This window comes from Paenibacillus sp. FSL H3-0457, assembly GCF_037981725.1.
In the GTDB taxonomy this organism is placed as follows: Bacteria; Bacillota; Bacilli; order Paenibacillales; family Paenibacillaceae; genus Paenibacillus; species Paenibacillus amylolyticus.
The window spans coordinates 3776140-3800438 of record NZ_CP150283.1; the positions used below are offsets into that span (position 1 = coordinate 3776140).

General features: G+C 41.8%; 20 protein-coding genes and 2 pseudogenes. 15 read left to right on the forward strand and 7 right to left on the reverse strand.

Going from position 1 to position 24299, the window contains the following annotated elements; translation table 11 throughout:
• The first annotated feature begins 53 nt into the window (after positions 1-53).
• The 9 genes from MHH25_RS16685 (at position 54) to ilvD (ending at position 6642) form a co-directional block, all read left to right on the forward strand.
• A complete protein-coding gene (locus MHH25_RS16685; protein WP_340017573.1) occupies positions 54-287 on the forward strand; it encodes a histidine phosphatase family protein in 234 nt (77 codons plus the stop codon).
• The gene (locus MHH25_RS16690; RefSeq protein ID WP_340017574.1) at positions 229-468 is read left to right on the forward strand and encodes a histidine phosphatase family protein; all 240 of its coding nucleotides are present in this window, start codon (positions 229-231) and stop codon (positions 466-468) included. Before MHH25_RS16685 ends, MHH25_RS16690 begins: the two co-directional genes overlap by 59 nt.
• A 232-nt stretch (positions 469-700) precedes the next feature.
• A complete protein-coding gene (locus MHH25_RS16695) occupies positions 701-952 on the forward strand; it encodes a hypothetical protein (protein ID WP_340017575.1) in 252 nt (83 codons plus the stop codon).
• Positions 953-964: 12 nt separating this feature from the next.
• Positions 965-1459: an SUMF1/EgtB/PvdO family nonheme iron enzyme gene (locus MHH25_RS16700; protein WP_340017576.1), complete on the forward strand. Its 495-nt coding sequence runs from the start codon at positions 965-967 to the stop codon at positions 1457-1459.
• A gap of 476 nt (positions 1460-1935) precedes the next feature.
• A complete protein-coding gene (locus MHH25_RS16705) occupies positions 1936-2550 on the forward strand; it encodes a DUF2239 family protein (RefSeq protein ID WP_340017577.1) in 615 nt (204 codons plus the stop codon).
• Between the two features lie 57 nt (positions 2551-2607).
• A complete protein-coding gene (locus MHH25_RS16710; RefSeq protein WP_051447336.1) occupies positions 2608-2808 on the forward strand; it encodes a hypothetical protein in 201 nt (66 codons plus the stop codon).
• 166 nt (positions 2809-2974) lie between these two features.
• A complete protein-coding gene (locus MHH25_RS16715) occupies positions 2975-3868 on the forward strand; it encodes an alpha/beta hydrolase (protein ID WP_340017578.1) in 894 nt (297 codons plus the stop codon).
• 401 nt (positions 3869-4269) lie between these two features.
• Positions 4270-4935: a GntR family transcriptional regulator gene (locus tag MHH25_RS16720; RefSeq protein ID WP_340017579.1), complete on the forward strand. Its 666-nt coding sequence runs from the start codon at positions 4270-4272 to the stop codon at positions 4933-4935.
• 15 nt (positions 4936-4950) lie between these two features.
• Positions 4951-6642: a dihydroxy-acid dehydratase gene (gene ilvD, locus MHH25_RS16725; RefSeq protein ID WP_340017580.1), complete on the forward strand. Its 1692-nt coding sequence runs from the start codon at positions 4951-4953 to the stop codon at positions 6640-6642.
• Between the two features lie 1547 nt (positions 6643-8189).
• Here the strand turns inward: ilvD and MHH25_RS16730 are convergent.
• Entirely contained in the window at positions 8190-9098 is a 909-nt protein-coding gene (locus tag MHH25_RS16730; RefSeq protein WP_036613873.1) for a DMT family transporter, read from the reverse strand.
• 668 nt (positions 9099-9766) lie between these two features.
• Between MHH25_RS16730 and MHH25_RS16735 the strand changes: the two genes are divergently transcribed.
• The 4 genes and pseudogenes from MHH25_RS16735 to MHH25_RS16750 all read left to right on the forward strand — a co-directional run bounded on the left by MHH25_RS16735 (position 9767) and on the right by MHH25_RS16750 (position 16064).
• Positions 9767-11707, forward strand: coding sequence for a beta-glucoside-specific PTS transporter subunit IIABC (locus MHH25_RS16735; RefSeq protein WP_340017581.1), 1941 nt, complete (start codon positions 9767-9769; stop codon positions 11705-11707).
• Positions 11708-11721: 14 nt separating this feature from the next.
• Positions 11722-13170, forward strand: a complete 1449-nt coding sequence (locus tag MHH25_RS16740) for a 6-phospho-beta-glucosidase (protein WP_340017582.1) — start codon at positions 11722-11724, stop codon at positions 13168-13170.
• A gap of 877 nt (positions 13171-14047) precedes the next feature.
• Positions 14048-14624: pseudogene (locus MHH25_RS16745) on the forward strand (helix-turn-helix transcriptional regulator); the annotation flags it as partial.
• A 458-nt stretch (positions 14625-15082) separates the two neighbouring features.
• Positions 15083-16064: pseudogene (locus MHH25_RS16750) on the forward strand (patatin-like phospholipase family protein).
• Between the two features lie 93 nt (positions 16065-16157).
• Here MHH25_RS16750 and MHH25_RS16755 read toward each other — a convergent pair.
• A complete protein-coding gene (locus MHH25_RS16755) occupies positions 16158-16451 on the reverse strand; it encodes a hypothetical protein (RefSeq protein ID WP_162158985.1) in 294 nt (97 codons plus the stop codon).
• A 94-nt stretch (positions 16452-16545) separates the two neighbouring features.
• On the opposite strand from MHH25_RS16755, the gene MHH25_RS16760 reads away from it, so the two are divergent.
• Positions 16546-17754 (forward strand): hypothetical protein, encoded by a 1209-nt coding sequence (locus MHH25_RS16760; protein WP_340017583.1) that lies wholly within the window; start codon positions 16546-16548, stop codon positions 17752-17754.
• On the forward strand, positions 17714-17992 hold the full coding sequence (locus tag MHH25_RS16765; protein WP_036613867.1) for a hypothetical protein: 279 nt from the start codon (positions 17714-17716) through the stop codon (positions 17990-17992). The genes MHH25_RS16760 and MHH25_RS16765 overlap by 41 nt, the downstream gene beginning before the upstream one ends.
• Positions 17993-18104: 112 nt before the next feature.
• Here the strand turns inward: MHH25_RS16765 and MHH25_RS16770 are convergent, their stop codons facing one another.
• From MHH25_RS16770 to MHH25_RS16790, 5 genes are all read right to left on the reverse strand, one after another.
• On the reverse strand, positions 18105-18503 hold the full coding sequence (locus MHH25_RS16770) for an RDD family protein (RefSeq protein WP_081746009.1): 399 nt from the start codon (positions 18501-18503) through the stop codon (positions 18105-18107).
• A gap of 297 nt (positions 18504-18800) precedes the next feature.
• Positions 18801-19265: a hypothetical protein gene (locus MHH25_RS16775; RefSeq protein WP_340017584.1), complete on the reverse strand. Its 465-nt coding sequence runs from the start codon at positions 19263-19265 to the stop codon at positions 18801-18803.
• A gap of 148 nt (positions 19266-19413) precedes the next feature.
• Positions 19414-20376 (reverse strand): ABC transporter substrate-binding protein, encoded by a 963-nt coding sequence (locus MHH25_RS16780; RefSeq protein WP_340017585.1) that lies wholly within the window; start codon positions 20374-20376, stop codon positions 19414-19416.
• 86 nt (positions 20377-20462) lie between these two features.
• Positions 20463-22211 carry an ABC transporter ATP-binding protein gene (locus tag MHH25_RS16785; RefSeq protein ID WP_340017586.1) on the reverse strand — a complete coding sequence of 583 codons (1749 nt, stop codon included), beginning with the start codon at positions 22209-22211 and terminating at the stop codon, positions 20463-20465.
• A complete protein-coding gene (locus tag MHH25_RS16790) occupies positions 22208-24007 on the reverse strand; it encodes an ABC transporter ATP-binding protein (RefSeq protein ID WP_340017587.1) in 1800 nt (599 codons plus the stop codon). The genes MHH25_RS16785 and MHH25_RS16790 overlap by 4 nt, the downstream gene beginning before the upstream one ends.
• Positions 24008-24299: the final 292 nt, after the last annotated feature.

Genomic DNA, 24299 nt, shown 5'->3' on the forward strand with positions numbered 1-24299 from the left:
TACTATTTTTTTAGGCAATGATGGGGAAATTGTAGCCATTAAGGGGGGGGGGTATGGCGACCACAATAGGTCTTATTAGACATGGGGTTACTGAATGGAATACTCTTAGCAAGGCTCAAGGAATATCTGATATACCGCTAAACGAAGAAGGAATAGAGCAAGCAACTGCACTGGCAAAAAGACTTTCAAGCGAAGAGTGGGATGTTATATTCTCCAGTAATTCTTGGTATGGAAGATTTCAAAGTGGTCGCAAAGCGAGGTCTAACTTTTCTCGAGAAACTGATTAAAGAATACGTTGATAAAAGAATATTAGTTATAAGTCATGGAGCATGGATTGGGCTGTCATTACAACATCTTTTGCCGCAACATTTCCAAAAAACGTATATAGATAATACTTCTATAACCATTCTTACACACACTAACAACAAGTGGGCATGCCAATTATATAACTGTACCAAACACCTTTAGCTATTGTGGACTAAGCTAACGGGAAACGTTAGCTCAATAAAACAAAAAAAAGCAGCCGATCATTGTGATTGGTTGCTTTATTCAACTAACGGATAGGATACTTTCAAGATTAGACGCGGTGAACCACACTAAAAGTATCGACGAGTTTATCGTCGTTAGCAACTATTAACCAGGATAATACAGTTTCTGGGTCGAATTTGGTTGGCGGTAAGTTAGAATGGGGGGATAAGATATGGAAAAGTACGGAAGTGACAAGGCACGTTTTCTAAAAGAAATAATGGATTTGATGGTACCCATAGAAGGCGGATCAATTGAACTACGCGATTTTCTTAATACAGATAAATGGCTTAGCACTGATTACACTTTATCTAACCCAGGAAGTTGTAAAAAGACTATAACGTGGACTGAAGCTATAGAGCCATTCCATGTAATGAAGTATCCAGTAACACAGCAGTTATATCATTTTGTCATGCATGAAGAATAAATAGAGCCGATTGTGAGTAAGCTGCCAATTACGAAAGTTTCGTGGATGGATGCTATTACTTTCTGTAATGAGTTATCGAGAAAGCTTGGCAGGATGGAATGTTACACAGTTACAAACGAAAGTGAGAACACAATATTTAACAAAATAGCGAATGGATTTCGATTACTGTCAGACGCTGAATGGCAGTATGCGTGTAAAGCAGGATCAACGGGATATCGGTATGCAAGAATTGATCATATTGCATGGTATCAAGGAAATTCCAATGGATCTGTTCATAAAGTAGGACAGTTGCTTCCTAATCCATGGGGACTTTATGACTTGATCGGTAACGTCTGGGAATGGTGCTGGGATCTATATGATGCTGAACGATATGGGAACTATAGAGTTTTCAGGGGAGGCAGTTGGGCTGAAGTGGAGAACAATTGTGGTTCTACGAGTAGAAGGAAAAGCATGCCCAATTTTAAAATAGATGATCTTGGTTTTAGAATAGCACTTACAAATCCTTGAGAAAACGACACATCGAGTATGCTCAAGTCGTTGAGCTGACGGTAGGTGTTCAACTATCCGAAAATATAACTTACTGATGACCAGAAGGCAAGATTATAGAATCACCAAATGTAGCGGGACACAAACATTGTTCCATTCAAAGTCGCTATTATAGCGGCTTTTTTGATTTAAGGAACCAAGTTATTGTCCCATGTTGTGGACAAGAACTTGGTTCCTTTGCCGAAAAGGACAAGAACATTGTGTCATTACCGATTAGATTATTATCTAAATAGTATCACGAAGGAGATCATGTGACTAGATAAAAGCATACGAATATCAGTTGTGGTAAATAGCGTTGACCGACGCAATACTCACCCCCGCGACGACCGTGGTCGTTCTTTTTGTCTATCTACGGGAATGAAAACTCCCCGTAATATTGATTTTTTATTTTTACCCGGGTAATATTATTGATAAGGGAACGAAAGAGGAGGAATTACATGCAGGTTTCACCTAATAATTCAATAAGCTGCACTGCCTTTGTAGAAAGAGATTGTTTCGCCAAAGGTACATTACAGCATGTTGTTATCACCGTGAAAGAGAATTTGGAGGACAGTAAATTTGTACAATTGCTTATTTTTAATGATTTGACGGGTAAACCAATAGATATTGATTTCCGTGGAAACACAGCTGAGGTGCTTGAGCGGTTAAACAGCCAAGCTGGACATATACCGGATACAAAAGAACACGAACAACCTGCTCGCAGGGTTGGCCGTCCCAAGCTAGGAGTGGTGTCTGGTGAAGTTACTTTGCTTCCTCGACATTGGGATTGGCTTAAAGCTCAACCCGGAGGAGCCTCCGTAACGCTGCGAAGATTGATAGATGAAGCTCGCCGCTCGGGGGAAAACGAAAATAAAGTTCGCACAGCACAGGAAGCAAGTTATCATTTTATGACTGCAATGGCGGGCGATTTCCCTCAATATGAGGAGGTTTTGAGAGCACTGTATGCCGGGAATAAAGATCACTTTTACGGATTAATAGATGATTGGACAACCGATATCAGAGACTATATTAAGACTTTAGCCAAGTGTGCATTCATACAGGAAGAGAGTTAATAGCCATGTAAACGATGTGCACAACAGCAGATAAAGAAGGAAAGTGGGGTATGGAACGTGACTGAATCATCTGGTTACATTGAACCGACTCAAAACAGTGGCATGAAACTTGTGTGGCGAAAGATCACCATTAGCGGAGAAGAAGCTTTCCAGCGTTATATTCAACACACGCTCCCGTTCCTACAAGAAAGTGGGGGCGAGATTGTTTTTATGGGCAAAGACGGAGAATACCTGATTGGTCCAGAAGCTGAACATTGAGATTTTGTCATGTTAGTTCGTCAGAGCAGCATAGAGTCGTTCCTGGCCTTTTCGAATCATGTATCTTACTTGGAAGGGACTGGACACCCAACTGCCGCCATTGAAGATTCTCGACTATTGCCCATAACAGAGTTACCATAAAATTAAGTTTAAGGAGAACATAACAATGAATATGTTAAAAGTTAACGGCATAGAACTCATCTATGACAGTTATGGCAGTGAAACGGATGAAACCATTCTGTTGATCGCGGGGCTTGGTACCCAGATGATCCGTTGGACCGTTCCATTTTGTGAAATACTGGCGGCTCGGGGATATAGAGTTATTCGTTTTGACAATCGGGACACAGGTCTATCCACACACTTTAACCATCACAACACATTGGATTTTGAAGCAATTGCTAAAACACTCGTGTCGGGACAACTCCCGGTTATTCCATACACACTTGATGATATGACTGATGATACCATTGGATTGCTAGATGCCCTGGGGATAAAAAATGCACATGTCGTTGGACGTTCGATGGGCGGCATGATTGCCCAGCTTGTTGCCAGCCGATATCCGGAGCGTGTTCTCTCTCTTACTTCCATCATGTCAACAACAGGAAATCCCGAACTTCCACCAACATCGCCTGATGTAATGGCGTTAATGACTCGGCCAGCACCGAACCCAATGGAGGATGAAGCAGGATACTTAGCTCATAGTGTAGCTTTTGCCAGACGTATTGCCGGTACAGGTTATCCATTTGAAGAGAACGAATATCATTCAATTATTCGAGAAGAGGTTCAGCGAGCTTATGATCCGGGGAGTATTGGGCGGCAAATTGCAGCTATTGCAGTTTCTGGAGACCGTCGTCCACAACTGGAAAAAGTGAAGGTTCCATCCTTAGTAATCCACGGGGTGGAAGACCCTATGTTTGTGCCAGCATGCGGAAAAGACACGGCTCATGCCATCTCTGGTGCAGAATTCATGTTACTTGAAGGCATGGGACATGATCTGCCGGCACAGTTGTTTGAAACTGTTGTTGATGGAATCGTACGGACAGCCCGACGCAAAGGATAGCATGGTGAAAAGAAAGCTTTGAGTTACGACAGATACCTCATTGAAAGTAGGGTACTTTTTGGTAGGGAACTTTGTGTCAATGTATTACAGGAGATATGTTGTCGAGGGACAAGAACATCGTCCGATTGCCGATTAGATGTGTACTTAAGTAAAAAGTACATAAGCCCTCATTAGTACCAAATATTTTATATAAGAACATTCACATTAAAATATATTACTTATGTAACATTTCTCAAAGAAAGACTCTTAAATTATAGTTCTCTTTTTTGTCTCAGACTCTCAATAAAAACAGGTAGTTATCTGGATAAAATTAATTGAGCGCGTAAATGAAATAATAATTGCTTCTCGATTATGTATGCGATATATTGCATATAAGAATAATTGCAATGAGGATGAAAACAATGCCAATTCCTAAAGATTTTTCCTTACCAGTCCGTATGTCCGCAAAAGAAAGAGCGTTTTCTCAGATTCAACGATGGATTATTGATGGAACACTGCAACCAGGTGAAAAGCTTATTGATGCGGAAATGGCTGAATCGCTTGGAGTCAGCCGGACACCGATTCGGGAGGCATTTCAGTTACTCGAAGTTCAAGGCCTCGTGTCCATGCATCCAGGAAAAGAAACAAAAGTAACGAATATTGAGAAAAACGATATTTTTAAGATGTATTCAACCATGGCTGCTCTTCAGGCTTTGGCTGCTGAAATTACCGCCAAAATTATTGTTCCAGAACAGATTGAGAAACTAAGATCACTAAATTTGGAATTTGCAAGTTCCATTAAGAATGGCCAAGTTTATCAGGCTATGGAGGTGGATGAGCAATTTCATAATTATATTGTGGAGCTCTCAGATAATCCTTATGTAGCTACATTTAATACATCTCTTCAGATTCACATTAGGCGATTTAAATACGTATTTTTAAAACAACCTATTACGGCTACACTAGCTTCAGTTGAAGAACATGATCAGATTATTAAAGCTTTTGAAGGCAAAAATAGCAACGATGCCCATAATTTAATGAAACAAAATTTTATTAGACCGATGCAGGAACTGAACGAAATACTTTGAAATGAGGGAAGAAACATGGAAAATAAAAAAGATCTTCGCATTCGAAGCAAGGTAATCAGTGAAGGTGCTAACCGGGTACCGAACAGAGCGATGCTGCGTGCAGTTGGATTTCAAGATGAGGATTTTAAAAAGCCAATGATCGGAATAGCAAGTACGTGGAGTGAAGTAACACCGTGTAATATGCACATCAATGATTTAGCGGTGCAAGCTAAGCTGGGCGCACGTAATAACGGCGGTGCTCCACTAATTTTTAATACGATTACCGTTTCTGATGGGATCTCGATGGGGCATGGCGGGATGTTGTTCTCGCTACCAAGTCGGGAAGCTATAGCTGATTCGATTGAAATTGTGACCGGAGCCGAGCGTTTTGACGGCGTTGTTGCAATCGGTGGGTGTGACAAGAATACGCCTGCATGTTTGATGGCTATTGGACGGATGAATATTCCTTCTGTTTATGTATATGGAGGAACCATTCAACCTGGTAATCTCGACGGTAAAAAAGTGGATATCGTTTCAGCTTTTGAAGCCGTTGGGCAATATCAAGATGGAAAAATAACAGACGAACAATTGCATAAGGTCGAATGCAGTGTTTGTCCAGGTCCAGGGGCTTGTGGGGGGATGTATACCGCTAATACGATGGCCGCAGCTGCAGAAGCAATGGGTATGTGTTTGCCTGGTTCTTCTTCGACATCAGCTATCTCAGCGGATAAAGCATTGGAATGCGAAGCAGCCGGTAAGCAGGTCATCTCACTTCTTGAACAGGAAATCTACCCAAGAGACATTATGACGAAGAAAGCATTTGAGAATGCGATCACCGTTGTTATGGCTCTAGGGGGATCAACCAACGCATTTCTCCATCTGCTAGCTATTGCGCACTCCGTAGAAGTGGATTTAACCTTGGATGATTTTGAACGAATTCGCTTGCGTGTTCCTCATTTGGCAGATCTGAAGCCAAGTGGTCAGTATGTCATGCAGGATTTGAATGATATTGGTGGTGTTTCCGGGGTAATGAAGCTATTGCTCGCTGAGGGATTACTTCATGGGGATTGCCTCACCGTAACTGGTAAAACGTTGGCGGAGAATTTAGCAGAAGCTGCTCCACTTCAGAATGATCAAGAGATTATACGTCCACTCAATAATCCGCTTAAACCAAATGGACCACTGGTTGTGCTTCGAGGAAACCTAGCTCCTGAAGGCGCTGTTGCCAAAATGTCAGGCATGAAGATACAACAGTTTTCCGGACCGACAAAGGTGTACGATAGCGAAGATGAAGCGACAGAAGCGATCATGAATGATGAAATTCAAGAAGGGGACGTATTGGTCATACGCTATTGTGGACCGAAGGGTGGACCAGGTATGCCTGAGATGCTTTCCGTTACAGCACTCATTGTAGGGAAAGGTCTCGGTGGGAAAGTTGCTCTCATAACAGATGGTAGGTTCTCGGGTGGCTCGCATGGATTTGTAGTCGGCCATGTATCCCCTGAGGCACAAGTAGGTGGACCGATCTCTTTGCTAAAGAATGGGGACATTATCACCATTGACAGCGATATTCAGGAAATTAAGGTTGAAGTGCCAGAAGAAGAGTTGGCCGCTCGAGCGCAAGCTTGGGTACAACCGCCACTGAAAGTGAAATCCGGTGTACTTGCCAAATATGCTAAATTAGTTTCCTCTGCTTCAAGAGGTGCAGTAACAGATTTGATGGAATAGACAATTAAACATTGATGCTACATATAAAATGGGAGGGGAGAAGCTACTACAACGAATGCATGAAGCGCGCTAAACAAAAACGCCAGCTTTAGAGATCAAGAATGTCGCAAGAAAAAGATGAAGAATTTAGTTTCATCATTTGAGAATGAAGTGCACCCCCTAGAATAGACATTGGAAAAACCCCTGAGTTTAGCCGATGAAATTCTAGGGGGTGTATTTTTGCTTGTACCGTTTCTCGACTTTCATTAATTGGGGGTTCGCTACGAATAGCAGGCAGGTTCCGGCTAGTGCAGGAATGTTTGGAGGATGGTCTAAATCTCGAATGAGTAAATATTGCCAATGCAAGTCGCTAGACCGTTAGGCAATCCAAACTAGCTGCTTTCAATATTAAATTAAACTCTCGAAGAAAGGGAAACAGAAAAATGTCGAGGGACAAGAACATAGTCCGATTGCTGATTAGATGAATATCTAAATAGTATCATGACAGAACTTATGGCGAGACAAAAGCACAATTCGCTTTCTGAAACCAAGAACTCAGTTCCATTGCTGAAAAAAATGACGCTGTCAAAGGTGAGTATAGTTATAAAGTTCTTGTCAAAAGAAACTTGGAGCCATGAAATTTACAAGGGTTACGGGTATACGAGCTCCTAAAACGAAACCCTTTTACTTATGTTCAAAATCTAATCTGAAATAACCCTGTATTCTGGTCCCAAAATGGAACAAGAGTTGTCGAGGGATAAGAATATGGCACGATTAGGAAAATAGCTAATCGGTTTTCCCTAGCTAATTCATGCATCTATCGCTCAGGATAGTGTAGCTATGGCGATACGAAAAACTGGAACCGCAATCAATATATATTCGCAGATAAGGTTTCTTTTAAAACATCTTCAAATATAAAAAGAAAGTTATCTATTCTAAATAAGAATTAGTACTTTTTTGCAAACAATTTAATGACCATTCTTTATAAAGAATGATGCAAACATCAGTGATTGTTGGACAAGATTCAAATTTTTTTCTTCTATTATAGATCTACTCTCATTTGTTCGTTAGTGCAGTTCAACATGTAGTGTTTTGATTCGGTCAGATAACAGGTACAGGAACATCAATTTGTACATTGCGATTGATCTCCTTAATGTACAAATTGTAGATAGGCGCTGGGGCACGTTTAATCTGTCAGCCATTAAACTATTTGAGCAGAAGAACTCGCATATACAAAACAAACATGAGGAGTTGCAACCGGGCAAAGTTCCTTAGAAGTATATAAAATGTTAGTGCGCGCTCCTCTGGTATCCTATACTTAGCAGCTATCATAACAAATTCTCGATGTTGGGTAGGATCACCCCCAGAAACAAGATTAAATTATTCTTCCACATATTACCTTGTTGATCGCTAGAAGGGAACCAAACGGTTCATTTTCGTTTACTAGTACAACTGGGCAAGTTCCAAACAGTCTTGTAATGCTCCAAGTCTTGTTCTGAAATTTTTGGATTATTGCTATATGTGTAACGATAGAATTCACAAATAGCTTTCTCTTTACATCTCTAAGTCTAAAGAGATGTATATTCCTTCATAGAAGATTGTGGTCTTAATCCTCTTTGTCTTATGCTACTAAATGAGATACCGCATAAAATAATAATCACTCCAAGCCATTGAGACCAACCTACAAATTCTCCTAGTACAAGAGAAGACATTATAACGGCCATGGGTAATTCAGATGCGGTCATAATTGTACCCATTCCTGAACCGATATGGGGCATACCTATGGAGTACAGAAGTGGAGGCAATACAACGCCAAAAACTCCGAGAACTAATCCATATGGACTCAATCCTGCCAGCACATCCAGGTTGAATAAGAAGGTTGGAGGGAAAACCACAAAGACAGTAATAACAGCTCCAGTTGAAAGAAGGGCGCTTTTCAATACGGGCGAAGTATCTTTCGCAACAGAACCACTGAGGAAAATAAATAAAGCGAAAGTTGAAGCAGCCAGTAGTCCCCAAATTGTTCCTTGCCACGATAACGAGAGATTTCCTTGAGAAAAGACGTTAGCCGCTAGTACGGAACCGAAAAGCAGTACACCAATCGAGATTAGTTTGCCCCCGGTAGGTTTTTTCTTCTGAAGGACCCATTCGTATAATGTTCCAATCCAAACAAACTGAAATAGTAAGACAATAGCTAGAGAAGCATTTATGCTCTGTAGTGATTGATAATAAAACATACCTGTCAGTCCAAAGGGGATTCCGGATAATAGAAGTTTTGTAATTTGCTTGAGAGTAAGGCTTCTCTTTTTGACAAAGATCACAAATATCCAACTTAAAACTGCACCAAAGAAATATTGTGCGCCAGTGACTTCTGGTGTTGAAAAGCCAGCGTTATAAGCCAGTTTAACAAATGTGGAAAGTATGCCGTAACAACAGCCTCCCAAAAATACAATAAGTGCATAATGCCATAATTTCATAAATATTCCTCCTTTTTTGCATACAAAAAAACCACACAAATGCGCATAGGCATTCGTGTGGCGAAAATAGAGATCACTCTCTAGAAAAATCCACATCCATCGGGTTTTAGTATTTCGTTCATTTCGGTATCAGTATAAAAGCAAAGGTTTGTTCTTGTCAATAACCTGTGACAGAGAATGAGGATAAAAGTCAAAAGGAAACCTACACCTTCAGTAACAGTTGAGTACATAGTAATGTGCTTGTATAGCAAATATTCTAAAATTCATATGGAATATGTGAACTAAATTTTCTTTCATATATGAAATGTAAGTATGGTCATGTGAATACCTTTTTATAAGTCAAGTCCTAGTAAAAAAACACTTGCATTTTTTGAAAAAAGTGTTTTATTATTGTCCGCAAAGAGAGCTTGTACATCAACTGGGTTGTGACTGTTCAATCAGGCAATACCATTTCTGGCCAGAAAAGACGTACTTTTTGCTAACTTTTCACAAAATTTGAAGGCTGTTGACAAATTTGAAATTACTAAAATAACCTTGCAGAATTGAGCGTCGTTGTGCAAAAAAACAGAACGCTGAACTTCAGCATGGAAATGATGTTTAGAGTCTATCCACTGGACAGCCATACAGTTTTTTTGATGCAAAGTCACAGCCAGAGAGGAAGAGCACTCATGAATTATGATCAGTTGGCCAAGGAGATTTTGTCTCGAGTTGGCGGTGTTGAAAACGTTAACAGCGTTGTTCATTGTATAACACGATTGCGATTTCAATTAAGGGACGAAGGAATGGCCCAAACAGAAGAATTAAAGAAACTGTCTGGGGTCATTACGGTCATGCAAAGTGGCGGTCAATACCAAGTTGTGATAGGGAATGAAGTTCCGGATGTATATAAGGCCATCACTAAACTTGGAAATTGGTCTGTAGAGGGTGAAGAGACTTTAAGTTCCGATGAAAATAAAACAGCCAAAGGAAATATATTCAATCGTTTTATTGATATGATTTCAGGTGTTTTTCAGCCATTACTTGGTTTGTTGGCTGCGACAGGAATGATTAAAGGGTTCAACGAACTGTTTTTATCTTTTGGATGGATTACGGAAACATCTGGAACATATCAATTGTTAAAAGCAACTGGAGATTGCCTGTTTTACTTCTTCCCCGTATTTTTAGGGTACACTGCAATGAAAAAATTCGGTGGGTCGTCCTTTATAGGAATGGCTATAGGGGCATCACTCGTATACCCAACGTTATCTAGTTTAAGTGAAGGAGATCCTCAATTCATTTTGTTTGGAGGGACAATTTTTGAATCTCCAATTCATATTACGTTTTTGGGTCTGCCAGTAATTTTAATGACGTATTCCTCCTCAGTCATACCCATCATTTTAGCTTCGTTCTCTGCATCTAAATTAGAAAAAGTTCTAAAAAGAGTTACACCACAAGTGGTACGAACGTTCTTGGTTCCCTTTTTTACGATGCTTATCATCGTCCCAGCTACTTTTTTGGTAATAGGGCCTATATCTACATGGGCAGGAAATTTAATTGGAGCGGGCGCTACTGAAATTTACGGATTTAGCCCTATTTTAACGGGTATAATAATAGGCTCCATGTGGCAGGTTTTGGTTCTTTTTGGACTTCATTGGGGAATCATCCCCATCGCGCTGCTGAATATTGGAACACTTGGATCAGATCCAATTATGGCGCTTTCTTTTGGGGCTTCATTTGCGCAAATCGGTGCGGTTCTAGCAGTTCTGATCAAAACTAAAAATCGAAAAATAAAAGCGTTGAGTGTACCGGCATTCATTTCTGGGATTTTTGGTGTCACGGAGCCTGCTATATATGGTTTAACTTTACCCTTAAGAAGACCATTCATTATGAGTTGTATTGCCGGAGGTATCGGTGGAGGTCTTTTGGGGTATGCTGGGTCAAAATTTTACATTCTTGGAGGCCTCGGTGTGTTCGGCTATCCTAACTTTGTAAATAAGGTAGCCGGTATTGATTTCAGTTTTTATATGTCACTCATTGCAACTGCCGTCGCCTTTATTTTTGGGTTTGTCTTAACCTACTTTATTGGTTTTAAAGATCCAACAGAGACGATATCAACCAATATTGCTGAAAAACAAGAATTCGTTCCTAATACAAGTCTATTAAATGACCAACCCTTTGAAGTCGTTAGTCCGATGACAGGTACTGTAGTTAGACTCCAAGATATTAAGGACGAAACTTTCGCAGGAGAGTATATGGGCAAAGGGATAGCCATCCTCCCTACAACGGGACGTGTTGTATCTCCAGTAAACGGCATTGTACAAACGATTTACCGTACGAAACATGCTATTGGCCTTATCAGTGATGATGGAGTAGAAATACTCATTCATATTGGACAAGATACCGTTCAGTTAAAAGGTCAGCACTTCAATTCATTCGTGAAAGATGGGGATCGGGTTAAGGTTGGGGATGTCATTGTAGAGTTCGACTTGCTGGCGATCCAGGATGCCGGTTATGAAATGGTAACCCCCATTGTTATTACAAATACGTCCATGTATCACGACATTGTAGGAATTGCAAATGACAGGGTAGATGAAAAAGAACCGTTACTCAAAGTATATGCACAAAAATAGGGAGGTAATTTGATATGTTTAATATAAACAATAAATTTCCGGATGGTTTTCTGTGGGGTGGTGCTACGGCTGCCAATCAAATTGAGGGGGCATACCTAGCTAATGGTAAGGGACTAACGACCATTGATCTGATGCCGAAGGGGCCTAAACGTGATCAGGTTTCGATGGGTAACTTAAATTCGTTTGAACCCGAGGAAGGCGAGATTTATCCTTCACACGAAGCTATCGATTTTTATCATCGTTATAAAGAGGATATCGCTCTTTTTGCGGAACTGGGCTTCAAATCGTTTCGAATGTCGATTTCATGGGCTCGCATCTTTCCCAATGGTGACGATGTAACCCCGAATGAAGCAGGATTGCAATTCTATGATGACGTGTTTGATGAACTTCTGAAGTATAATATTGAGCCTGTCGTTACTATATGTCATTTTGATTTACCTGTGAACTTGGCGAAAACGTATGGCGGTTGGAAAAACCGAATTATGATTGAGCTATTTGAAAAATACTCCAAAACATTGTTTGAACGCTATAAAACCAAAGTGAAATACTGGATGACATTTAACGAGATTAATATGTTATTGCATCTGCCTTATACAGGAGCTGGCATTATTTTTGAAGAAGGAGAGAATAAACAACAAGTTCTGTATCAAGCAGCGCATCATGAACTGGTTGCAAGTGCTCTGGCGGTTAAGGCTTGTCATGAAATTATTCCTAACGCCATGATCGGATGTATGTTGGCAGCTGGAAATGTGTATCCATACAGTAGTAATCCAGAAGATTACTGGGAAGTTATGGAAATTGAACGAGAGTCCTACCTCTTGATTGATGTACAATCTAAAGGGGAGTATCCCGGATATGCAAAACGCTTTTTCATCGAGAATGGAATTCAACTTCAGTTTGAGCCTGGAGATTTGGAAATTTTGAAGAAATATACAGTGGATTACATTGGTTTTAGCTATTATTCGAGCCGTTGTACCAGCGCTGATCCTGAAATATTGAAGAATTACACAGATGGGAATGTGTTTGGTTCTGTAATAAACCCTTATTTGGAAACCTCAGAATGGGGATGGACAATTGATCCAAAAGGTATGCGGATTACTTGTAACCAGTTGCATGAGAGGTACAATAAACCATTATTTATCGTAGAGAACGGACTTGGTGCGCAAGATACTCTTCTGGATAATGATACCGTTGAAGATGATTACCGCATTAAGTATTTAGATCTTCACTTTGCAGAGATTGCTGAAGCAATAAAAGACGGAGTTGATATTATAGGGTATACAAGTTGGGGACCGATCGATCTTGTGAGTAACGGTACCGGCGAGATGAAAAAACGGTATGGGTTCATTTATGTCGACAAAAACAACGATGGCTCTGGCACGCTTCGAAGAATCAGAAAGAAAAGTTTTCATTGGTACAAAGACATTATTGCTAATAATGGGGCAGGGTATTTCCTTGATTAATTGATCGGTAGTATTCGCGTGTTAATTTAATGAAGCAGTATGACAAAAACATTTCAAGTATGTGTGCTAAATAAATACTTGAGGGGAAACAAGGCAGGCCACATAAGAGAATCTCTATATGTGGTCTTCTTTTAACTCCAAAAGACTTTGAGATGTATAATTCAATGTCCTCAGATCAATGTCGGAGGACAAAAACATTGTTCCATTCAAAGTCGCTATTATAGCAGCTTTTTTGATTTAAGGAACCCAAGTTCTTGTTCCAAGCTGAGGAAACGAGCATTGTGTCATTTTGGATTAGACAGTCACCTAAATAGTATTATGATGGATCTTCTATTGCGAGATAAAAGCCACATTAATATAAGACCTCGCTTGATTAACTATTTGTATCCGGAACTCATCAAGTTCCATCGAATATCACTATTTAGAAAATGAAGAAGTGTTGGCTGACAAATACGTTTGCCCATATTAACATGAAAGCCCAAACGTAATATTTTATACACCTCAATCTGTTGCGATGCTGATCAGAAGAAGCATCCAGGATGATTAAAAGAAAGTATTACAAAAATCAGTTGAAGCATATGTGAAGAGATTAAATTTACAGAGCCGTTAATCAGTGCAATGATGATTAACGGCTCTTGGTTGTCGCAAAAAGATAAGAAGAGGAAGGCAATGGAACATTGTTCTTGTCCCGAGCCAAGGACAAGAACTTGTACCGATTGCCGTATTGGACAAGAACATGTTCTTAGGAGAAATTAATTAGACAAGATTTGTTGGGATTGGTCTTCAGGGGATGCGAACGATGCTGACAATTTGGTGCAGGAAATGCAAGGAAAGTTTTTTATTTACGATAGTATTTAACTCGAAGGGAGGGAGAACGATGGATTGGTTGGAGAGGATGAAAAGTTCAATCGATAATATCGAAACAAATTTGGAGAACAATATCTCATATGATGAAATAGCGCAGATAGCTTGTTGCTCTACCTATCATTTTCAACGAATGTTCCCTTTCATTAAAGGAATCACGTTATCCGAGCACATCCGACGTCGTCGTTTGACATTAGCGGCTTTTGAACTGCAGGCAAACGATGCGAGGGTAATCGATGTTGCTATGAAATATGGATACCAATCGCCGGAAGCGTTCGCACCGGCGTTTAAGAATCTCCTTGGGACTATGCCGATATCTGCGCGCGATAAAGGCGTTTCCTTAAAAGCCTATCCTCGAATGTCCTTTCATATCTCAATAAGAGGAGATGTCGAGATAAATTACTGGATAGAACAAAGAGGAGCTTTCGAGATGTTCGGCGTTTTGTCTTGTGAGTCAGGATTTACAAATGTCATTTACTGATGTTCCTCAGTTCCGTAAGAAATGTGATGAGGACGGCAGTATGGATCTAATGAACGAGTTACTATGGCGGTTTGGTAATACCGTGCTGCATGCTGCCTTATATGACCATATGTTAAACGTTAACGGTATTGATCTTGCTTATGACAGTTATAGCGATGAAAAGCATGAAACCATGCTCCTGATTGCCGGGCTGGGAACGCAAATGATCCGATGGACTGTTCCATTTTGTGAGATGCTGGCGGCAAAAGGATACAGGGTGATTCGTTTTGATAATCGGGACACAAACTTATCTACCTATTTTAGCCATCACACTGCACTGGATTTTGAAGCCCTCTCCAGAACACTTATGTCAGGACAACGCCCGAAAATTCCTTATACGCTTGAGGATATGTCTGCCATTACAGCTGTTTGAAGCCGTTGGGGAGGAATTGAACGGATCGCTCGGCACAAGGGTTAAACGATTGAAGGGGGAAGCAAGCATAACAAACATATCCTCAACGTGAATAGTTTAATTTACAAAGCTAATAATAACCAGGAAATATTTCATTTTGTAAGGAGGAAATTCAGGTGAAGGCAGATGCAGTCTTTGAAGGCGGGGGGGGTCAAGGGAATTGCTTTTGTGGGAGCCATAGAGGCGATGGAGGCTAAAGGCTATACTTGGAACAAAATTGCAGGGACTTCAGCTGGAGCGATTGTTGCGACATTGTTAGCTTGCGGTTACAACAGTGCTGAAATTCGGAATTTGATGAGCTCGCTAGATTATACGAAGCTGCTCGGACGGACAGGAATAAGCAGATTGCCTCTGTTTAACAAGACCCTTCCATTCATATTTGATTCTGGAATCTATAGCAATCACATTTTAGAGCAAGTGATGACAGATTGGCTGAAACGTAAGAACATTGTAACGTTTGGAGATCTTCCAGAAGGAAAGCTTTCCATTATCGCCTCGAATATAAGCAATGGTAAGATCGTCGTTTTTCCTAATGATTTGCCTCATTACGGACTGAAAGCATCTGAATTTCCAATTGCTGCAGCGGTGCGAATGAGCACAACATTGCCTTTCTTTTTTAAACCTTATCTATGGCATACGCCATTACAGAAGAAACCTTATTATATGCTGGATGGGGGCATGCTCAGTAACTTTCCGATCTGGCTCTTTGATGTGGAGGCGATTCCACAGTGGCCGACCTTTGGCTTCCGGCTGTCAGAAAAGCGTACGTATGCCCAATCTTTGGATATCAACGGTCCGGTTTCTTTACTCAAAGGAATATTTAAAACGATGTTACAGGCCCATGATCAAAGACATGTAGATGAACATACAGAAGAACGAACGATGTTTATCCCTACTGGAAAAGTAACAACGACGAAGTTCAATTTGACGGAAGAAGACCAGCGTTTCTTACTATCATCAGGACATGTTACAGCAACGAAATTTCTGGAAAGTTGGGATTTTGAAACGTACAAGAATAAATTCAGACAAAATCATGCAATCACACCGATGGAACTTTACTTTGCAGAACAGCAGGAGGGACATAAAATTTACCAATAACTATGATTTTCCCATGATGTATAACATAAAGAAACCATCATGACCACTCGGTGAACGGGTGGTCATGATGACTTAACATTGCCTATATCCTGCCTATTTAGAATAACGGATAGGGGGGTCATCCAATATCATAGATCCCTTTTTGCTTAACCAACAGCCTTCTTTATTACCCAGTGTACATTGATCCCCTTTAGTTTGCTTCGCAATAACTGTACTAGCTAGACCCTCTTCAAGTTCCTCTATATTCATCGTCGCGCCTAATGAAATAAACTCATTTCCATCACGGAGAAGAAGTGTCGGGTAGCTGTTTACTCCAAGGCGGTGTACTTGGGCAAACTCTGCGTGTGCCTCGGCAATTGCCGCTGGATCATTCAGTATTTTCATCACTTCATCAGCATCAAGGTTTTGCTACAGCGCAATTTTAAAGTAGTCTGTGGATTGCTAAGGCTTAAGCCATCTTTGAGGAAAGGAAGCATTTTATATGGTTCTTGCTAGCTTTGATCCGCCAGGTAATTTGGATGACTATAACAATATTTTAAATCAGCTTGAGGCATGGAGTGAATACATCAATGAAGTATTCACTTCTGCTGTTCAAGAAAATGAAGATGTACTTAGCCAAGGCAAAAGTCAGTTCTATAATCCTTTGGGGGCAAGTATGTTTGATGCGTCAGAAGATGCGACCATTGCATGGCCAGCTTTCCCCAAAATCCTATCTGAAGATTCAATGTTAACATGGAGGCAGGCAATGGCAACTGCCGACAAACGTCCTGCACCAGGAGAGTCTCGAATTCATGACGAGTATTTGGAATGGTTTGTGGAATACGACGAAGAAAGTAATAAAATTAAAAGAGTGACATTTACGTGCGAGGGTCCAGAATATTGGCAGGCAATGGCGCATGGACACCCATTTTCATCTATGAATTGGAGAATTAACGCTCTTGGTGATAAACAGAAAGTTCTTGAATTATACCGCCAATATGTTTCTCCTAATGTACAGCACGATGATCTGTTCCCAGAAGGCCAATATGATCCTTTGAATAAATGGAATACGAGTCATGGAGCAATGACGCACCCTGCTAATACATTAAGTGCTGAGATTAACTTGGCAGCTGATGCGACCAAACTTCGGAAAAATGGTGAAGGAGCGATAATTGGCGATCAGAATGAACTAATACGTTGTGCTAAATATGGAATTGAGAAGCGGGCAAGTGACCCCCTGATCGGTGGCGAAGTTAATGCACTGGCACGACAGGGTGCACTGATTACTCTGAAGAATCCTGTCGGGCTCTACATGTCTGAGCCGAACACAAGTGGTTGGACTTCACCTGACAACAGCGATCCACTAGATTATTGGAAGGTAGTGCGTGGTGGTCCAGGGTTTGCGGTAAGAGCTGTGTATGAGGTGCCTTTGAACAAAGAGTTCCTTGTAGGTGATATTGAGATTGGAGGCAGACCTATTGAATTCGGTGGGCAAATTGCTGAGCACCTTTTTGTCAGATTGATCGGCTCATATTCCCGCCTGGGTGGAGAAGCCAGTGAGGCCCAAACGTGTACTAATCAGGGTATGACTTCCCAAATGATAGCTGAGTCGGATATGGGAGATGAAACACTAGGAATACTGAGAAACCGTAGGAGGGAGGTTGGTATAAATGGTAGACGGGCTGGAAGAACCATTACTGGATATCAATGAGATACAAGGTAATTCGGTACCTGGTTTTAATAAGGACTACCAGAGATTTCTATTCTTCGATATTTTTGAACCCGTATTGGCAAAGCGGTGGCTTAGTTATTGGACTCCATATGTCTCGACGGCACAAGGAGTAATTCAGTTCAACCGGCTTTATCAATTAATGCGGGAAAGACGTGGCGAAGAGCCTGACGGGATCATGGCAACGTGGTTGAAAAAAAGTAAAACTACTTATATATAAGAAAGGCCTATATACATATGTACAAAATACGAGTTTTGTGAAACAGTACTAATGATTTAAAAGCTGTACAGTGATTTTTACCCCTGTACAGCAATTCTTTATATTTTTCGAGTTAATCCCAAACTACTTCTGTTCCTGCTACAAAGTCATGAATCGCACGTCGATCCTCACGCAGACCGACCATAAACGCACTCACGATAACTCCGATACCCAAAGTTAATACATACACAAGTCCAGCTACAACAACTCGCATCAGCATTGTACCAATTTTTGGCGGTTCGTGTGTATCGTATTGGCGGATTCGAATTCCACATATACGTTTGCCTATGGTTCGACCATACCAGTAAACTGGTAATAAAATTGAGTATAACGCACTAAGCAGTTTGGCAATCGGCTCATCCGTATCAAAGTTACCCGTCAGCACACCTGCAATAATCACTAACGGAATTGAAATAATAAGACTATCCAATACACCTGCTCCTAATCTAATCCAAAAACCTGCTTTATACAAAATGCTTTCCTCCAAACTACAATTTTAAACTAAACGGCTAATTTACTTCATGAACTCCCTTCATTAAAATATCTAACTTTATGTACACAACCCAAATAGTATAACAGAAAATTTTACCTTTTTACGATAATATTTCATTTTAATTGCATCCTTTGTGAAATTTATAACAAACTATCGAATTAACTTAACCGCTGTTCATGTTCACTAACTACTTACTCTTACATAATCCTTTCTAACTGAGCCCCCAATGAAAACACCATAATAATTATGTAAACCAAGAAGGCTACTCAACATTTGTTAAGTAGCCTTCTGTTCGTTCTGCATCTGCCCTCTTCGCCAAATCTTATTCTCCACATTGGCATAAACTAACCCCGCGATGGCAAATATCCATATCGATGTCATTCGGTTCAGATAGTATCCTTTCACGAAATATGGACTGTACATGAGATCAAAAACCCACAGCCCGCCCCATCCAAACCCAATCATATAGATGAAAGTTCTCACCATAGGAAAGCATACATATTTCCGCAGCAGCCATGAGATCGGGCTAATAATAACAACATAAAAAGCGACTAAATATTGACCGAATCCCAGGATGAGCGACAAAATATATATCAAGCTCCCTAGATTACGTAAGCCGTAATACTCTGTCGTTGTAATATGGTACCCTTCAATCCTCTCAAGCACGATGAGTGCTGTAAAGAAGATCCCGATAAATATAAGTCCTAATACCATGTACCGTTGAACCGCGTTCACCAACATCAGATCACCCCAATGTCTAAACGCAGCCAGAACCACTCAAGTTACATGATTTCGAACAAATTACACAATTACACAATTAACATAGGCGTCATTAGGTTCTGTTAAATGTTAAATTTAATCTATCGTTTCAATTCCTCTAATCCAACGTCTACTTCTTACCTTCCAGAATCATCGTACCCAAACGGTCCATAAGCTCCATTCTCCCCATCGCTGTGTACGAATAATTATAATTATCGACATTAGAGATTTTATAGATCTTGCCATTCTTCACTGCGTTCATGTTATTCCACACCTTGCTGTCTACCATCTTATTCTCGCTATTCTCCATCAGCAGCAGACGATCCGGATTAACGGTAGCCAGAGCCTCCAGTGCGATCTGTTTACCTCCCCAGCCCTCTGGATCAGGGATACCCTCTGTGCGCTTCAGGCCCCATTCACCGTATAACATCTCAGCTGCCCCTTTATTGGAATAGATGACCAGGTTGTTTGGATATGTCTCAATTACGGCAAAGGATTCACCATGTACAGCCGCCTCCAGCTTTTGTTTCCACTCTGCAGATTTCGCATCATACTTGGCCAGATATTCATCTTTCTTGCTTTCTTCTCCAAACGTATCTGCCAAGAATGTCAGGCGTTCTCTCCAATCATAGTAAGAGTAAGGCAATGCAATTGTAGGTGCAATTTTGGATAAAGTTTCATATTGATCCGTGTTAAAATCCTTTCCCAAGATGATCAGATCCGGATTGGCACCCGCTATAGCTTCAATACTGAACGGGAAACCATACCAGCCCAGATTAACGGTATCTGCACTCAGCTGATCCTTAATGGTTGGAGTGATTTCCTCCGGGTTACCGTAATCCGCACTCATCGTTGCAACAGGTGTTTTCCCAATAATCAGTAACTCTTCTGTAGAGCCGGATAGATCAACAATGCGCTCTGGATTCAAAGGGATCGTAATCTCTTCTCCATTTGGGTTGGTAATCAATTTGGTCGTTGCTTGTGCAGTCCCCTCTGGGGAGCTGGCCACTTCACTGGTGGTCTGGGTCGTTCCACAGGCCGCCAAGGTGAGCATACAGCATAGTGCAATCCATACAGGAATTCGTTTAAACATCGTTGTCATTCTCCTTTTATGTCAGTTCATTAGCCACATTAGGCTTATTTGCTTCAGTTACTTTATCTATCTCATCGAACTCATTATTATACGTTTACTTTTACCTGCCAGCCTTCTGCATCCTGTTGTAATTGCCACAACCGAGCGTAGATGCCTGAGTGATCTAATAAATGCGCATGAGTTCCTTGCTCTACGAGCTGACCTTGGTCCAATACAAGGATCTGATCGGCATTCTGAATGGTCTTTAGTCGGTGTGCAATCAAAATAACCGTCTTGTCCGCGACTAGCTCATTAATCGCTTGCTGCACGGCGGCTTCGTTCTCCGGATCAAGTGAAGCTGTAGCTTCATCGAGCAATACGATTGATGCATTTTTCAACAAGGCACGTGCAATGGAAATCCGTTGCTTCTCCCCACCAGATAAAGTCGATCCACCCTCGCCAACGAGCGTATCGTACCCTTGAGGCAGACTGGAGATAAACTCATGACAACAAGCTCTGCGTGCTGCTTCCTCAATCTCGAATTGCGAAGCGTCTTTCTTTCCTACACGAATGTTGTTGCCGATCGTATCCTGGAACAGATACACGTCCTGGAAGACCACAGAGATATCCTGCAACAGCTTCTCGGGGTCCATCTGATCAACGGGGCTGCCACCAATGCGAATAGTTCCTTGCTGTACATCCCAGAAGCGCGCAATAAGACGTGTGACTGTACTCTTACCACTACCGGATGGGCCAACCAAGGCAGTAATGGTATGCGGCTCAATCGTAAAGGACAAGTCTTTCAACACAGGCTGCTGGTCATCATATCCAAAGGTCACCCGGTCGAATGAAATCGCCTGATTGGGCTGTACATCTCCCGTTCCTGCCATCGGGGCCTCCTGCTGCACATCCATAATGCGTCTTGCACTATATGCAGAGTACCGCATCTCCCCATAACTCATCAGTACAACCGTTAACGGTTCGAATACCTTTGTACCTACCAGCAAAAATAACAGAAATACCGGTAGGGACAACTCACCACCAGCAAGCAAATAACTGCCCACTAGAATCATCCATGTCATCCCTGATCGTGCAAGCAACATCGCGCCCATGATCATCGGTCCCATAATACCTTCTAACCGAATGGAAGCTGATTTCAATTCGTCAAAAGAACGACGCAGCCGTTCAAAACGTTTGCCCCCCATATTGTGGGCCTTAATCTCACGAATACCGCTCAGATACTCCTGAAGTCGACTGGCGGCTTCGTTTTTGGCTCGAACATGGTTCTCACTCAGTCGTGCCTGAATGGAATCCGTAAGCCATAACAGAGCCACACCTAAGGGAACCGCAACAAACATGGCTACGGCCATTCTCCAATCCACCAACAGAAGTCCGCCAAAAGCAAGTACCGGAAGCACAATCGCGCTGATCAGCTGTGACAGATTGTGAGAGATCGTATGCTCAACCTGACCATAATCACTCAGGATCAGATTTGTCAGATCTCCAGGATCACGTTTTCCGAAAAATCCTAGTGACAGATGGCGAATGTGTTCGGCCAGTTTCAACCGTCCTGAAGCCGCAAGGCTGTATGCTGCCCGATAGGTCTTGTCATAGAGTGAAGCGTACGCTGCATATTCCACCAGAAGCCAGGCAAACAGGATGCAGCATACAATCCACATACGATTAATATCCAGTCCTTTGTCTGGTTCAGCGAAAGATTTATATATCGTATTGAATATGTCTACAAGCAGCGCCGCAGGAACAATCTTTGCAATCCCGTCCAGAATCGCTGCCATCACCGAAGGAAGCAGACTACGCGGGTTACCGCCAGATATATTGTATAAATAATTCTTCATCGTCCTGCACCTCCAAGCTTCCAGGAAGCTGCACTGATATGGGCCTGCCACATGTGCTCATATACTCCGCCTAATGCACGCAATTGATCATGTGTCCCACGCTCAGCAATTGTCCCTTGCCGGATCACAAGAATTTGCTCTGCTGCACGAATCGTTGTTAGACGATGCGCAATAATCAGTACCGTTTTGCCTTGAACCAATTGGGCCAGACCTTGCTGTATCTTGTGCTCATTCTCTGCATCCGCGTAGGCCGTCGCTTCATCCAAGACCAGAATGGGAGCATTTTTGAGCAACGCCCGTGCAATCGCAATTCGCTGTGCTTCGCCGCCGGACAGGTACGTGCCGCCTTCTCCGATTTTGGTGTCATATCCGGCATCCAGTTTCTCAATGAATTCATGACAGCAAGCAGTTTGAGCCGCAGCTATAACGTCCTGTCGTGAAGCTGATGTATTGCCCATCCGAATATTTTCTTCAATCGTATCGTAGAACAGATGTACATCCTGAAATACAAAGGACACGGTATCCATCAGTTTCTCCGTACCCATCTCCTGAATCGGAATTCCACCAATCGTAATCTCACCTTCCTGCACATCCCAGAAACGAAGTAATAGATTGGCAATGGTCGACTTTCCTCCACCAGAAGGTCCGACAAGTGCGGTCATCTCTCCTGCTTTGGCTACAAAATCAATCTGTTCAAGTACGGGTTTATATGCTTCGCTCTCCTTACGTTCATAAGCAAAAGATACCTGCCGAAAAGCAACCTCATATGTATCCGGAACTTTAGGCAACTCAGGTTCTTGTACAACCGGCTCGGCAAACACCGATTCTATCCGTTTCTGTCCTTCCACAATCTCTCGCATCCCACTACCCAGATACATTAACTTCAATAACGGTGCAGATAGACTCGGGGTAATGATCAGAAACAGAATAAACGTGATCGCAAACGACTGATTTCCCGCATTTCCACTCGACAGCAGAATACCCACTGGAACAATGAAGGTAAATAACGAAATCATGATTACAAAAAACAGCCCGTACGATGTTTTACATAAATCTGTTATTTTCAACGAAATATCCCGATACCGTGTTACCGCCTGTTTAAACGTCAGAAATGAATCAGCTGTAATGCCAAATACTTTGACCGCAGGCATACCTCTCACGTATTCAACACCTGTCGAATTCATCTCTTCAATAGCAAGCTGAAAATCACGATAAGCCTGACGGCCGCGTTCGCTGCGGAAGATACGACTTTGCAGCCAGAACCCGATTCCGATCGGAACCAACAGCGCCAGCGCCATCCGATAATCGAGCCAGAACAAGTAACCCAGCAGCATTAACGGAATAACGATCGCACTCACCAGATCCGGCAACTGATGGGCGATAAATTTCTCGATTTTCTCCACACTGACTTCGATGATCTTCTTCAGCTCACCAGTTGCCGTCCGGGTGTGATACCCCATGGGTACTTTGGCAACATGTTCCGCAAGCCTTACTCTGAGCTGGTACAAAATGTTGAACGCAGCGATGTGTGAGCACATCCCCCCGATATAGAGCGCAATAAGCCCTGCAATCAGGGCTACGAATGCGACGATCCCCCAATAGATCAACAGATCTCTGTCCATGGCAGATGGTTGGCCCGCATGAGTTAGCAGTTCCTCGACGATCTTGTACACTCCGATAAAAGGAACAATCTGCAACAGACTCGATAGGGTCGAGAAGATACTTGCTGTAATCAGCAGGCCTTTGCGCTCCTTCGTTACTTGCATTAGTCCGGACACTTCAGATGTGTTGTTCATCTCACCCCTCCTGATATTAATAATCATTCTCAATATAGCGCAGTGTTATATACGCACATTAATATCTCATAGAGCCCTGAATGATCACTACCTCTTCACGGAGCAATAATACCTCATCACGGATTATTGTTGTCTCACAGCATCTTATAAGCCCTATTGGACATATGACCTCGTCGCGTAGAATGACTGGTGAAGTATTTACATTCTTGCCAAACAAAAAAATTGTTGTTGGAGAAAGTTTTTGTTTTTTGCTTGTATAGATAAATGTGACTTCTTTGATCTGTAACCCTCG